The sequence below is a fragment of the Streptomyces abikoensis genome (genome assembly GCF_014648775.1).
Taxonomy (GTDB): Bacteria; Actinomycetota; Actinomycetes; order Streptomycetales; family Streptomycetaceae; genus Streptomyces; species Streptomyces abikoensis.
Window position 1 is genome coordinate 273685 of the sequence record NZ_BMRT01000005.1, and the last position, 12995, is coordinate 286679.

Here is a 12995-nt window from a genome sequence, read left to right on the forward strand (position 1 = left end):
ACGGAATCACCCCGTCCGTTTTACGGGCGGGGTGATTCCGGTGAATTCCACAGGAACGCTTCGGAAGGGTCGGGCCAAGGGTCCGGGGGGCCGGAGACCTTGGGGGGACGGCCCGGCCGGGCCGTCCCGGTCAGCCGTCCCGGTCAGCCGCCGGCGACCGCCGGAATGATCGACACCCCGGCGCCATCCGGAGTGGCCGCTTCCAGTCCGCCCTCGAACCGTACGTCGTCGTCATTGACGTACACATTCACGAAACGGCGCAGCTTTCCGCTCTCGTCGAGAACGCGGGCGGCGATTCCGGGGTGGTTCTTCTCCAGGGAGGCGATCACTTCACCGAGAGTGGCCCCTTCGGCGGAGACTTCCGACTTACCGGAGGTGTAGGTGCGAAGGATGGTGGGAATGCGGACGTTGACGCTCATGGGATCACCTTTGGTTTGAGGAAGGAAACGGCCGGGCAATGGCACCGCTCGGCAATGGCCCGATCAAAGGCCCGCGAGCCCCGCCGCCCGGAACGCGCTCAGCGAAGGCGGAATCGTCGCGGTCGGCCCCGCGGCCACCGCGTCCAGCGTCTTGAGCCCGTCGCCCGTGTTGAGCACGACGGTGGTCAGGGACGGGTCCAGCCGCCCGTCCTCCAGCAGCTTCCGGGTGACCCCGACCGTCACCCCGCCCGCCGTCTCCGCGAAGATCCCCTCCGTCCGGGCCAGCAGCCGGATGGCCTCGACGATCCGCTCGTCGTCCACGTCCTCCACGGCCCCGCCCGTGCGCCGGGCGATGTCGAGCACGTACGGCCCGTCGGCGGGGTTGCCGATGGCCAGGGACTTCGCGATGGTGTCCGGCTTCACCGGCCGCACCACCTCGTGTCCGTCCTTGAAGGCGCGCGAGACCGGCGCGCACCCCTCGGCCTGCGCGCCGAAGATCCGGTACGGCCGGTCCTCGACCAGCCCGAGCGCGACGAGCTCCTTCAGCCCCTTGTCGATCTTCGTCAGCTGCGACCCCGAGGCGACCGGCACCACGATCTGGTCCGGCAGCCGCCAGCCCAGCTGCTCGCAGATCTCGTACGCCAGCGTCTTGGAGCCCTCCCCGTAGTAGGGCCGCAGATTGACGTTGACGAAGCCCCAGCCCTCGCCCAGAGGGTCGCCGATGAGCTCGCTGCAGAAGCGGTTGACGTCGTCGTACGTGCCCTCGATGCCCACCAGCTCGCCGCCGTAGACAGCGGCCATCACGACCTTGCCGGCCTCCAGGTCGTGCGGGATGAAGACACAGGAGCGCAGGCCCGCGCGCGCCGCCGCGGCGCCCACCGCTCCGGCCAGGTTCCCCGTCGAGGAGCACGAGAGGGTGGTGAAGCCGAAGGCGCGCGCCGCCTCGACGGCGATGGCGACGACGCGGTCCTTGAAGGAGTGGGTGGGGTTGCCGGAGTCGTCCTTGACGTACAGCCCGCCGGTGACGCCCAGCTCGCGGGCGAGGTTGTCGGCCTTGACGAGCTTGGTGAACCCCGGGTTGAGGTTCGGCCGGTCCGCGACGTCGGCGGGGACGGGCAGCAGGGGGGCGTAGCGCCAGATGTTCGCGGGTCCGGCCTCGATGCGGCGGCGCAGCGCCTCGGAGTCGCCGGCCGGGAGCTCGTAGGCCACCTCAAGAGGGCCGAAGCAGCTCACGCAGGCGAAGGAGGGACCGAGCGGGAAGCGCTCACCGCACTCGCGGCAGGAGAGCGCGACGGCGGGCCCGAAGGAAGGGGTGGTGTGAGGTACGGAGGTACGACTTTCAACGGCTTCGACAGCCATGGAGGCGAGGCCCTTTCTCCTCATCTTCCTCGCGGCGAACGTCACCACGAGACGGATTTGGCACCTTCCCCGCCGGGAGCCTCGCGTCGTATGACCGAGACCGGCTGGAGGGTTGCCGGGGCTTCAACGGGCCGTGTCCCTCTGCCCCTCTGGATGAGCGGTATGGCCCGGGCGCACCCGGGCGTTTGTGCGCGCGACGACCCCCGACATAGGACGGCCGTCCGCGTTGTTCAAGACTGTAACGGAAGGGGTGGCCGCTTGAGAGGGCCGTCCGAACCGCGAGATGCGTCACAACACGCGACAACACAAGCCGCGACACACGCCACAACGAGGAGTCATGCACGTGCTGGAAGAGGTGGAGCGCTGGCTCGCCCAGCGGTCCTGGTCCGCCGCCGACCGTCCGCTCGACCAGCTGCTGGCCGCCAAGGGCGAGGCGGGCACCACGGTCAGCGTGGTGCTGCCGGCGCTGAACGAGGAGGCGACGGTCGGCGAGATCGTGGCGACGATCCGCCGCGAGCTGATGGCGGACGGCGGCCCGGGGGCCGTGCCGCTGGTGGACGAGCTGGTGGTGCTGGACTCCGGTTCCACGGACCGCACGGCCGAGGTCGCGGCGGCGGCCGGCGCGCGCGTCGTGCACCGCGACGAGATCCTGCCGCGGCTGCCCGCGCTGCCGGGCAAGGGCGAGGTGCTGTGGCGGTCCCTGCTGGCGACGACGGGCGACGTCGTCTGCTTCGTCGACGCGGACCTGAAGGACTTCTCCAGCGACTTCGTCTCGGGGATCGTCGGCCCGCTGCTGACCGATCCCGGGGTGCAGTTCGTCAAGGCGATGTACGACCGTCCGCTGGGCGAGGTCGCGGGGCAGGGCGGCCGGGTCACCGAGCTGGTGGCGCGCCCGCTGCTGAACCTCCACTGGCCGCAGCTCGCGGGCTTCGTCCAGCCGCTGGGCGGCGAGTACGCGGCCCGCCGCTCGCTGCTGGAACGGCTGCCGTTCCCGGTGGGCTACGGCGTGGAGCTGGGCCTGCTCGTGGACGCGCTGCACACGGTGGGGCTGGACGCGCTGGCGCAGGTCGACGTGGGCGTGCGCAAGCACCGCCACCAGGACGGCCGGGCGCTGGGCCGGATGGCCGCGACGATCTACCGCACGGCGCAGTTGCGGCTGGCCCGGGGCCATCTGGTGCGTCCGGCGCTCACCCAGTTCGAGCGCACGGCGGAGGGGTTCGTGCCGCGGACGTACGCCGTGGACACGGAGGAGCGGCCGCCGATGGCGGAGATACCGGAGTACGCCCGGCGGCGCGCGGCGTAGCCGCCCGGATGGGGAACGGAGCCCGGATGGGGAACGGAGTGTTCCCCCTGTGGCACCCGACGAGCCGTGCGTACGTTTGAGCGGTTCGCCGGTGGGCAAGGCTGGCGTCATGGTCGCTGAGCATCCCCTGCCCACCCCCGTAGCCGCCGACCCGGTAGCCGCCGCGCCCATCGTCGTGGCGTCCAACCGGGGTCCGGTCTCGTACGCGCTGCGCGAGGACGGCTCGCTGGTGGCCGGGCGGGGCGGCGGCGGGCTGGTGTCCGGGCTGAGCGAGATCGGGCGCGATCCGCGGGGCGCGGCGGCGGTGTGGGTGTGCGCCGCGCTGGGCGAGGGCGACCGGCTGGCGGCGTCCCGCGCGGGCCGAAGACTCGACCCGGCCGACACGGGCGGGCTCCGGGTGCGGATGCTGGACATCCCGGCCGGTACGTTCTCCGCCGCGTACAACGGCGTGGCCAACTCCGTGCTGTGGTTCGCCCACCACATGCTCTGGCAGACCCCGCTCGAACCGGTATTCGACAAGGAGTTCCGGTCGCAGTGGGCGGACTACGAGACGTACAACACCGCCTTCGCGGACGCGATCGCCGAGGAGGCGGCGGAGGGCGCCGTCGTCCTCGTCCAGGACTACCACCTCACCCTCGTCCCCGCGCTGCTCCGCGCCCGCCGCCCCGACCTGCGCGTCGGCCACTTCTCCCACACCCCGTGGGCCCCGCCGGACTACTACCGGCTGCTGCCGGACGACATCGCCGAGCAGGTACTGCGCGGCGTCCTCGGCGGCGACCGGGCCGCCTTCCTGACCCGGCGCTGGGCGGAGGCGTTCGCCGCGTGCTGCGCGGACGTGCTGGGTGCCGAGGTGGTGCGCGAGGAGCACGGGGGCGCGGCGGCGGTGCGCTTCGCGGGCCGTACGACCCTGCTCGGCGTCCACGCGCTCGGCGCGGACGCCGACTTCCTGCGCGAGCGCGCGCACCGGCCGGACGTGGAGGAGCGGCTGACGGCCCTGCGGGAGCAGATCGGGCCCGGCCGCCGGACGATCCTGCGGGTCGACCGCACGGAGCTGTCCAAGAACATCGTCCGCGGCCTCCACGCCTACCGCCGGCTGCTGGAGGACCACCCCCACTGGCGGGGCCGGGTGACCCACCTCGCCTTCGCCTACCCCTCCCGGCAGGATCTGGCGGTCTACCGCGACTACACCGCCGAGGTGAAGCGCGTCGCCGACGCGGTCAACGCGGAGTTCGGCACGGCGGACTGGCAGCCGGTGATCCTGCACGTGAAGGACGACTTCGCCCGTTCCCTGGCCGCCTACCGGATGGCGGACGTCGCGCTGGTCAACCCCATTCGCGACGGCATGAACCTGGTGGCCAAGGAGGTCCCGGCCGTCTCCGACCACGGCTGCGTCCTCGTGCTGTCCCGCGAGGCCGGGGCGGCGGCGGAGCTCGCCGGGGAGGCGATCGTCGTCAACCCGTACGACGTCGAGGCGACGGCGCGCGCCCTGCACGTGGCCCTGCTGATGGACCCGGCGGAACGCGCGGAACGGGCCGAACGACTGGCCACGGCCGCGACCCGGCTGCCGCCGGCCCGCTGGTTCACGGAGCAGCTGCACGCGCTGGAGGGGGACGCCACGTAGGGGGCGCGCGCCGTTGCGGGTACGCCCCGTAAGGGGCGCGGGGAACTGCGCGAACGGCCACGGACGGCCCGCAGCCGCCCACCCCGCCGGAGCGCACGGCGCTTTTGGCAGACCACCCGTGCGGGCCGTCCGTGGCCGTTCGCGCCCGCGCGGCGGCAGCCGCATATCGACCCTGCCCCGCGCCCCTTACGGGGCTCGCACGGCGCGTTCGCGCACCGTGCCCGTGCGGGCCGACGCCTCCACCGCGCGGCACCCCCCGCGAAGCGGACGGGTAGCCATGCACCCATGCCGAACGCTCCGCGCTGGGCCGCCGCCGCGGCCGCCACCACGCTCATAGCCGTCACCGCCACCGGCTGTTCCTCCGACTCCGACAGCGGCAAGGACGCCGGCTCCAAGGCGGCGAAGGCCGGCACCTCGGCCTCCTCGTCCTCGCCCGCGCCCTCCTCTCCCTCGGCGGGAGGCGCCACTCCCTCGGCGGGAGGCGCCGCCGTCCCGGTCGGCCCGGGCCCCCAGGGCTCGTACACCGTCCAGAAACAGCCCGAACCGGGCACCTGCGCCTACCGGTACACCGCCGCCAAGGAACCCCTCCCGGACCCCAAGTGCACCCCGGGCGCGACCAACCCCAAGGTCACCCAGGCGACCCTCAAGACCACCATCTGCCGCAGCGGTTACACCGCCGACATCCGCCCCGGCACCAACATCACCAGCCGGGAGAAGACCGCGAACGCGGCCTCCTACGGCTACAAGGGCCCGCTGAAGGACGCCGAGTACGACCACCTCATCAGCCTCCAGCTCGGCGGCGACCCCAACGATCCGCGCAACCTGTGGGTCCAGCCGCCCTCCCCCGGCCACAAGGCGGGAGCCGGGCCGAACAACCCCAAGGACGTGGTCGAGAGCAAGCTCAAGGCCGCGATCTGCTCGGGGAAGACGGAGCTGGCGAAGGCCCAGCAGGCGATCGTCAAGGACTGGACGACCGCGCTGTCGGTGCTGGGCCTGACGAACGAGAAGCCGGCGGCGAAGGACCCGAAGGCGGAAGAGGGCGAATAGGGCGAACAGGGCTCAACCGAGCCGGTCGACCAGGGCGGCCAGGAGCTCCACCACCCCCGCCGGACCGTCCACCACGAGATCCGCCCGCTCGGCGAGCACGGCGACCTCGGCGCTGCCGCTGCACACCAGGGTGCCCGGCACCCCCTCGGTGCGCAGCTTCTCGACCGCCGCGAAGGCGGCGAGATCGCCGAGGTCGTCACCGGCGTAGAGGACGGCGGAGGCGCCGGTCTCACGGACGTACTCGGCGAGGGCCACGCCCTTGTCCATGCCCGGGGGCCGCAGCTCCAGCACCAGCCGGCCGGGTTCGACGATCAGGCCGTGGCGCTCGGCGAGGGCGGCCAGCGGCGCGCGCAGGGCGTCGTAGGCGGCCTGGGGGTCGTCGGCGCGGCGGGTGTGGACGGCGATGGCACGGCCGGCCTTGTTCTCGATGTGCACGGTCTCGATCCACGAACCACGCCAGGCGCCCGATTCGTCCAGAACGCCGGGGAGTTCCGCCTGGACGGCCGCCACACCCGGGTGCGGGGCGGGGGCCTGGACGGTGCCGGTGACGGCGTCCCAGCGCTCGGCGCCGTAGTGGCCGAGCACCACCAGGTGCTCCAGGCCCGGGACCCCGGCGAAGCCGCCGTAGCGCACGGCCACCCCGGCCGGGCGGCCCGTCACCACGGCCACCGACCCCAGGAGCGGGGCGAGCCGGGCGAGGGCGGGCACGGCGCCGGGATGGGCGCGGGCCTGCTCGGGGTCGGGAACGATCGGCGCGAGCGTGCCGTCGAAGTCGAGGGCGACGACCGCGCGTTCGGGCCGCGCCAGCAGCGCGGCCAGGCCGTCACGGCCGGCCTCGGTCACGGGTTCCGGGAGGAGGTGGCTGCCCATACGGCGACCCTACCGGTGCGTCCACCACGGGGGCGGGCGCATGCCGGCCCCGGCCGCCGTCTCAGCGGCGTGCGCGGCGCTCGTCCCGCAGCCGTCGCAGCCGGTTGACGGTGACGGGGTCGTGGGCGAGGGCGCGCGGATCGTCCAGGAGCGCGTTGAGCAGCTGGTAGTAGCGGGTGGGCGTGATGCCGAGGCGCTCGCGCACGACCCGCTCCTTGGCGCCCGGCCCCGGCCAGGACCGCCGTTCCAGGGCGAGGACGGCGAGATCACGCTCGGACAGCCCGCTCCCGCCCTGGCCTTCCGGCTCGCCCTGGTCGTCGCTCACGTCGTCCAACCTAACGGTCCGCCCTAGCGGCCCGCGAGCTCCGCGGCCTCCGCCTCGCGCTGGATCTCGCCGAGCACGGCGGCCGGGTCGCCGCCCTTCTGCACGACCGAGCCGATCTTCTCCTTGATCGTGGCGCTGACCTTCGCCCAGGAGGTCTTGTCGGCGGGGTAGAACTCGGCGTTCTGGAGCTGGGAGAGGAACGGCCAGAGGGCCTCGTAGCGGCGGTCGCCCTGCATCGCGGCGGACGCCGACTCGGTCACGGGCAGCAGCTCGTACTGGCCGACGAAGCTGAGCACGTTGTCCTTGCTGAAGACGAAGTCGAGCAGGGTGCCCAGCTGGTCGCGGTGATCGTTCTGCTTGAAGCCCATCATCCAGTCGGCGACGCCCATGGTGGAGCTCGCCTTGCCCTTGACGCCCGGCAGCGGGGCGGTCTGGAAGTCGATCCTCCCGGCCTTGGCCTGCTGCATCAGGGTGGGGTGGCCGTGGAGCATGCCGACGTCGCCCTTGCAGAACGCGTCGAAGACGTCCTGGCGGTTGGTGCGGCCCGGGTCGTTCGGTCCGGTGAGGCCCTTGCCGACGAGCTCGTCGCGCAGCCAGGCGAACGCCTTGACGTTGGCCTCGGAGCTGATCGTGTAGGCACCGGTGTTGTCGGTGTAGCCACCGCCGCCGCCCAGCATCCACAGCATGGTCTCGGCGGGCGCCTCCTCGGGACCCAGCGGCACGCCGAAAGGTATCTTCACGCCCGCCGCCTTGAGCTTGACCGCGGCCGCCTGGACCTCGTCCCAGCTCTCGGGCGCCTTCGCGATGCCCGCCTTGGCGAACAGGGCCTTGTTGTAGAAGAGCATGCGGGTGCTGGAGACGAACGGCAGGCCGTACTGCACCCGGTGGACCTCGCCCGCCTTGGCGAGCGAGGAGATGAAGTCCGCCTGGGTGGGCACGGAGATCATCTGGTCGGCGCTGTAGAGCTTCCCGGCCGCGGCGAAGTCGGCGTACGCGCCGATCTGCGCGATGTCGGGGGCCTTGCCGGCCGCGACCATGTCGGCGACCTTCTTGTCGACCTCGGTCCAGCTGTAGACCTCGACGTCGAGCTTGACGCCCTTGTTCTTGGCCTCGAAGTCCTTGGCGAACTGCTCCCAGTACTTCTTGGAGCTGTTGGCCGGCTTGTCGCCATAGTCCGCCGCGACGAGCTTCAGCTTCTTGTCGCCGCCGGGGCCGGAGCTCCCGCACGCCGTCAGCGCGGGCGCCAACGCCGCCGTCGCGGCACCCGCCGCCGTCATGCCCAAGAACCGCCGCCGCTGCACTACTGCTACCCACCTTGTGGTTCGTGTCCGCCGTGTGGAGACCGTGGAATCTCCCCCCTGGGATTCGCGAGTCCCGTGGAGACCGTGAGTTTCTCCCGCGCGCAACCATACGGTCTACGGCTCCGGGGTTTCGCTTCGGTATCGCCGTATCGCCCTTCCCCCAGGTCAAGGGGGCCTGCTATGCACGAGGACGACCGCTCGACGCTCGTACCGCATCCGCATTCACATCCGGATCCGCATCCCGCAAGGAGCAGGCGCATGAAGCAGTCCCTCACCCACCGCGAACTGATCACCCAGCCGGAGAGCTGGCGCCGCGCGGCCCGGGCCGCGTCGGAAGCCACCGGCCTCCCCGTTCCGGGCGAACGGGTCGCCGTCACCGGCTGCGGCACGTCGTGGTTCATGGCCCAGGCGTACGCGGCGCTGCGCGAGGCGGCGGGGCAGGGCGAGACGGACGCGTTCGCCGCGTCCGAGTTCCCGCGCGGCCGCGCGTACGACCGCATCGTGACGATCACGCGGTCCGGTACGACGACGGAGGTGCTGCGCGTGCTGGACGCGGCGGGCGACACCCCGACGCTGGCGATCACCGCGGACGGGAAGACGCCCGTCGTGGACGCCGCGACGGAGGTGGCCGTCCTGGACTGGGCGGACGAGGAGTCCGTCGTCCAGACGCGCTTCGCGACGACGGCGCTGGCGTTCTTGCGCACGGGCGTCGCACCCAGAGCGGTCGCGACGGCGGCGGACGAGGCGGAACAGGCGCTGTCGTCCCCCTTGCCGACCGCCGTGGTGGAGGCGGAACAGTGGACGTTCCTGGGCGCGGGCTGGGCGTACGGGCCGGCGCAGGAGGCGGCACTGAAGATGCGGGAGGCGGCGGGGGCGTGGACGGAGGCGTACCCGGCGATGGAGTACCGCCACGGGCCGGTGGCGATCGCGGGGCCGGGGCGGGTGGTGTGGTCGTTCGGACCACTGCCGGAGGGGCTGGCGGCGGAGGTGACCGCGACGGGGGCGACGCTGGTGGCGGAGGGGGGCGATCCGATGGCGGATCTGGTGCGGGCGCAGCGGCTGGCGGTGGCGGTGGCGGAGTCCAGGGGGCTGAACCCCGACGCGCCGCGGCACCTCACGCGGAGCGTGGTGCTTTCCGGCTGACCGGGCGCCTCCCGCGCGGGGTTCCGTGGACTTTCCGGGTGCCCCCGGTGGGGGTTTTCCGCGCCTTCGGCGCGGGTTCTACCCCACCCGCCCGCCCGATCACCCGGAGCCGGATTGCACCGGGTAGGGGGCGGGGGTCGGGGGCTTCCCTGGGGTACCCACGGCTGGGGTGACGTGAGGGGGCGGGGTGGGGTGGATGGGCCCTGGTAGGGGCGTAAGGAGCTCTTCGCCGCTGGAGCCCAGTGCGGGGCACCCCGTACCAAAGTGGCAGGGGCCGCGAAGAGCTCAGCCCCGTAAGGGCCCGTCCGCCCCACCCCGCCCCCGACCCACAGTCGCCACGGCGAGTGGACTAGACCTTTCCCGCCCGTAAGGGCGAAACTACAGACGTGAAACACGTCATCGCCCTGGACGTAGGCGGCACCGCCATAAAGGCCGCACTGATCGCCCCGGACCACACCCTGCTGCACGAAACCCGCAGGCCGACCGAGCGCGCCAAGGGCCCAGAGGCCGTCGTGGCCGGCATCCTCGCCCTCGCCGCCGACCTGCGCGAGCACGGCCGCCGTACGTACGGCGAACCGGCCGCCGCGGCCGGCATCGCCGTACCCGGCATCGTGGACACGGACAGCGGCACCGCCGTCTACGCCGCGAACCTCGGCTGGCGCGACCTCCCCCTCCGCGACCGCCTCAGCGAGCACCTGGCCGGCACCCCCGTGGCCCTCGGCCACGACGTCCGCACCGGCGGCCTCGCCGAGGGCCGCGTCGGCGCGGGCCGGGGCGCCGACCGGTTCCTGTTCGTGCCGCTGGGCACCGGCATCGCCGGGGCGATAGGCATCGACGGCCGGATCGAGGCGGGCGCCCACGGCTACGCGGGCGAGATCGGCCACATCGCCGTGCGCCGCGGCGCCGACGCCGACGCGCTCGACTGCGGCTGCGGCGGCCGCGGCTGCCTGGAGACGATCGCCTCCGCGTCGGCGGTCAGCCGCGCCTGGGCGGAGGCGAGCGGTGACCCGGCCGCCGACGCCGCCGACTGCGCGAAGGCCGTGGCGGCGGGCGACCCCCGCGCCGAGCGGGTGTGGCGGCACGCCGTGGACGCCCTCGCCGACGGTCTCGTGACGGCCCTGACCCTGCTCGACCCGCGCCTGCTGATCATCGGCGGCGGACTGGCCGAGGCCGGGGAGACCCTCTTCGCCCCCCTGCGCGCCGCGGTCGCCGAGCGCGTCACCTTCCAGAAGCTCCCCCGGATCGTCCCGGCGGCCCTCGGGGACACCGCCGGCTGCCTGGGCGCGGGCCTGCTCGCGTGGGACCTACTCGCAACGCATGACACGGAATCCATGGAGGTATCCGCCCGATGACCGAACGAACGGTTCTCACCGGCGCCCGCGTAGCGCTGCCGACCGGGGTGGCGGAGGGGGCCCGCGTAACGGTCGAGGGCGGCCGCATCGCGGAGAGCACCGCGCACGAGGCGGCGGAGAACACCGCGCACGAGGCGAACGAGCTGGACCTGACCGGCCACTGGATCGTCCCCGGCTTCGTGGACATCCACGTCCACGGCGGCGGCGGCGCGTCCTTCTCGTCCGGCGACGCCGAGGAGGCGCTCACCGCGATCCGCACGCACCGCGCCCACGGCACCACCACGATGGTCGCCTCGACGGTCACGGGTGACCTGGACGACCTGGCCCGGCAGGCGGCGGCCCTGGCGGAGCTGACCGAGCAGGGCGATCTGGCGGGCATCCACTTCGAGGGCCCGTTCATCTCCGCGCACCGCTGCGGCGCCCACCAGCCGGAGCTGCTGCGCGACCCGGACCCGGCGGACGTCCGCAAGCTCGTCGACGCGGCGCACGGCGCGGCCCGGATGATGACGCTGGCGCCGGAGCTGCCGGGCGGCCTGGAGTCCGTCCGGCTGCTCGCGGAGCACGGCGTGATCGCGGCCGTCGGCCACACCGACTCCACCTACGAGGCCACCCTCGACGCCATCGACGCGGGCGCGACGGTCGCGACGCACCTGTTCAACGCGATGCCCTCCCTCCTGCACCGCGCGCCCGGCCCGATCGCGGCGCTGCTGGAGGACGAGCGGGTCACGGTCGAGCTGATCAACGACGGCACCCACCTCCACCCGGCCGCCCTCCAGCTGGCCTTCCACCAGGCCGGCGCGGACCGGGTCGCGTTCATCACGGACGCGATGGGCGCGGCGGGCATGAACGACGGGATGTACCCGCTGGGCCCGATGCGCGTCGAGGTCAAGGACGGCGTCGCGCGAATCGCGGACGGCCCGACGGCGGGCTCGATCGCGGGGTCCACGCTCACCCTCGACACGGCGTTCAAGCGGGCGGTGACGGTCGACCGGCTGCCGGTCGAGGACGCCGTACGAGCCCTGTCGACGACCCCGGCGCGGCTGCTGGGCCTGTCGGACCGGATCGGCACGATCGAGGCGGGCAAGGACGCGGACCTGGTCGTCCTGAACGGGACGTTCGACCTCGTCGGCGTGATGCGCAAGGGCGAATGGCTGGTTAAGCCCGAAGTGCGGTAATGATCCGCCCACTTCGTCGAGAGCGGCGGGCCCGGAGGTCTGGGCCTGCCGCTCTCGCTTTGGCATGATCGCTGGCGCACCACCACTGCCGCCCACTGCCGCCCATTGCCGCCCCGGTCGAGGAGAGAGGCGCCGATGATCCTCACGGTCACGCTCAACGCCGCGCTCGATCTGACCTATCGCGTCCCCCGGTTGCTCCCGCACGCCTCGCACCGCGTCCGGCACTCGGCCGAACGGCCGGGCGGCAAGGGCGTGAACGTCGCGCGGGTGCTGGCCGCGCTGGGCCACGAGACGGTGGTCACCGGCTTCGCGGGCGGCGCCACGGGCGACACCCTGCGCCGGCTCCTCGCGGAGTCGGCGGGGCCGCTGACCGACGCGCTGGTGCCCATCACCGGCGTCACGCGCCGCACGGTGGCCGTCGTGGACGACGCGACCGGCGACGCGACGCAGCTCAACGAGGCGGGCCCGGACGTCACTCCGGCCGAATGGGCCGCCTTCGACGACCGTTACGGCCAGCTCCTGCGCGACGCCGACGCCGTCGCCCTGTGCGGCAGCCTGCCCCCGGGCGTCCCCGTCGGGGCCTACGCCCACCTGATCCGCCAGGCCCGCGCCCGGCACGTGCCCGTCCTCCTGGACACCAGCGGCGAGCCGCTGCGGCGCGGCATCGCCGCCCGCCCGGACGTCGTCAAGCCCAACGCCGCCGAACTGGCCGCCCTGACGGGCTCCACGGACCCCCTGCCCGCGGCCCTGGACGCCCGCCGCCGCGGCGCCCACGCCGTCGCGGCGTCCCTCGGCCCCGACGGCATGCTGGCCGTCACCCCCGACGGCACCTGGCGCGCCACCCCGCCCACCCCGCTGCGGGGCAACCCCACGGGCGCGGGCGACTCGGCCGTCGCGGGCCTCCTCTCGGCCCTGACAGAGGGCCTGCCCTGGCCGGACCGCCTGATACGCGCGGTGTCCCTGTCGGCGGCGACGGTCCGCGCCCCGGGCGCGGGCGAGTTCGACGCGGGGGCGTACGAGGAGCTGAGGACGGCCGTACGGGTCGAGGAGCTGTGAGCGGACGCGGACCGGGGCCGGACC

General features: G+C 73.5%; 12 protein-coding genes and 1 riboswitch. Of the genes, 7 read left to right on the forward strand and 5 right to left on the reverse strand.

Annotation, left to right across the window (positions count from 1 at the left end):
* Positions 1-143: 143 nt before the first annotated feature.
* Positions 144-419, reverse strand: coding sequence for a MoaD/ThiS family protein (locus IE096_RS19100; RefSeq protein WP_189453301.1), 276 nt, complete (start codon positions 417-419; stop codon positions 144-146).
* A gap of 63 nt (positions 420-482) precedes the next feature.
* Positions 483-1778, reverse strand: coding sequence for a threonine synthase (gene thrC / locus IE096_RS19105; protein ID WP_189453303.1), 1296 nt, complete (start codon positions 1776-1778; stop codon positions 483-485).
* 17 nt (positions 1779-1795) lie between these two features.
* Positions 1796-1938, reverse strand: a riboswitch (SAM riboswitch).
* A 183-nt stretch (positions 1939-2121) separates the two neighbouring features.
* On the opposite strand from thrC, the gene IE096_RS19110 reads away from it, so the two are divergent.
* The 3 genes from IE096_RS19110 to IE096_RS19120 all read left to right on the forward strand — a co-directional run bounded on the left by IE096_RS19110 (position 2122) and on the right by IE096_RS19120 (position 5749).
* Positions 2122-3081: a glucosyl-3-phosphoglycerate synthase gene (locus IE096_RS19110; protein WP_189453593.1), complete on the forward strand. Its 960-nt coding sequence runs from the start codon at positions 2122-2124 to the stop codon at positions 3079-3081.
* 109 nt (positions 3082-3190) lie between these two features.
* Complete coding sequence (locus IE096_RS19115) at positions 3191-4702, forward strand: alpha,alpha-trehalose-phosphate synthase (UDP-forming) (protein ID WP_189453305.1); 1512 nt, start codon at positions 3191-3193, stop codon at positions 4700-4702.
* A gap of 285 nt (positions 4703-4987) precedes the next feature.
* Positions 4988-5749, forward strand: coding sequence for a hypothetical protein (locus IE096_RS19120; protein WP_189453307.1), 762 nt, complete (start codon positions 4988-4990; stop codon positions 5747-5749).
* A gap of 12 nt (positions 5750-5761) precedes the next feature.
* On the opposite strand, the gene otsB is transcribed toward IE096_RS19120, so the two are convergent.
* The 3 genes from otsB to IE096_RS19135 form a co-directional block, all read right to left on the reverse strand.
* The gene (otsB, locus tag IE096_RS19125; RefSeq protein WP_189453309.1) at positions 5762-6619 is read right to left on the reverse strand and encodes a trehalose-phosphatase; all 858 of its coding nucleotides are present in this window, start codon (positions 6617-6619) and stop codon (positions 5762-5764) included.
* Positions 6620-6680: 61 nt separating this feature from the next.
* Complete coding sequence (locus tag IE096_RS19130; protein WP_189453311.1) at positions 6681-6944, reverse strand: DUF3263 domain-containing protein; 264 nt, start codon at positions 6942-6944, stop codon at positions 6681-6683.
* 23 nt (positions 6945-6967) lie between these two features.
* Complete coding sequence (locus IE096_RS19135; protein WP_189453313.1) at positions 6968-8221, reverse strand: extracellular solute-binding protein; 1254 nt, start codon at positions 8219-8221, stop codon at positions 6968-6970.
* Positions 8222-8503: 282 nt separating this feature from the next.
* On the opposite strand from IE096_RS19135, the gene IE096_RS19140 reads away from it, so the two are divergent.
* The 4 genes from IE096_RS19140 to IE096_RS19155 all read left to right on the forward strand — a co-directional run bounded on the left by IE096_RS19140 (position 8504) and on the right by IE096_RS19155 (position 12971).
* Positions 8504-9388 carry an SIS domain-containing protein gene (locus IE096_RS19140; protein ID WP_189453315.1) on the forward strand — a complete coding sequence of 295 codons (885 nt, stop codon included), beginning with the start codon at positions 8504-8506 and terminating at the stop codon, positions 9386-9388.
* 386 nt (positions 9389-9774) lie between these two features.
* Positions 9775-10740 (forward strand): ROK family protein, encoded by a 966-nt coding sequence (locus IE096_RS19145; RefSeq protein ID WP_189453317.1) that lies wholly within the window; start codon positions 9775-9777, stop codon positions 10738-10740.
* A complete protein-coding gene (gene nagA, locus IE096_RS19150) occupies positions 10737-11915 on the forward strand; it encodes an N-acetylglucosamine-6-phosphate deacetylase (RefSeq protein ID WP_189453319.1) in 1179 nt (392 codons plus the stop codon). The genes IE096_RS19145 and nagA overlap by 4 nt, the downstream gene beginning before the upstream one ends.
* 135 nt (positions 11916-12050) lie before the next feature.
* The gene (locus IE096_RS19155) at positions 12051-12971 is read left to right on the forward strand and encodes a 1-phosphofructokinase family hexose kinase (protein WP_189453321.1); all 921 of its coding nucleotides are present in this window, start codon (positions 12051-12053) and stop codon (positions 12969-12971) included.
* Positions 12972-12995 lie beyond the last annotated feature (24 nt).

Coding starts and splice junctions, on each gene's coding strand:
- IE096_RS19100 (WP_189453301.1), bottom strand. CDS start 419: ATGAGCGTCAACGTCCGCATTCCCACCATCCTTCGCACCTACACCTCC.
- thrC (WP_189453303.1), bottom strand. CDS start 1,778: ATGGCTGTCGAAGCCGTTGAAAGTCGTACCTCCGTACCTCACACCACC.
- IE096_RS19115 (WP_189453305.1), top strand. CDS start 3,191: ATGGTCGCTGAGCATCCCCTGCCCACCCCCGTAGCCGCCGACCCGGTA.
- IE096_RS19120 (WP_189453307.1), top strand. CDS start 4,988: ATGCCGAACGCTCCGCGCTGGGCCGCCGCCGCGGCCGCCACCACGCTC.
- otsB (WP_189453309.1), bottom strand. CDS start 6,619: ATGGGCAGCCACCTCCTCCCGGAACCCGTGACCGAGGCCGGCCGTGAC.
- IE096_RS19135 (WP_189453313.1), bottom strand. CDS start 8,221: ATGACGGCGGCGGGTGCCGCGACGGCGGCGTTGGCGCCCGCGCTGACG.
- IE096_RS19140 (WP_189453315.1), top strand. CDS start 8,504: ATGAAGCAGTCCCTCACCCACCGCGAACTGATCACCCAGCCGGAGAGC.
- nagA (WP_189453319.1), top strand. CDS start 10,737: ATGACCGAACGAACGGTTCTCACCGGCGCCCGCGTAGCGCTGCCGACC.
- IE096_RS19155 (WP_189453321.1), top strand. CDS start 12,051: ATGATCCTCACGGTCACGCTCAACGCCGCGCTCGATCTGACCTATCGC.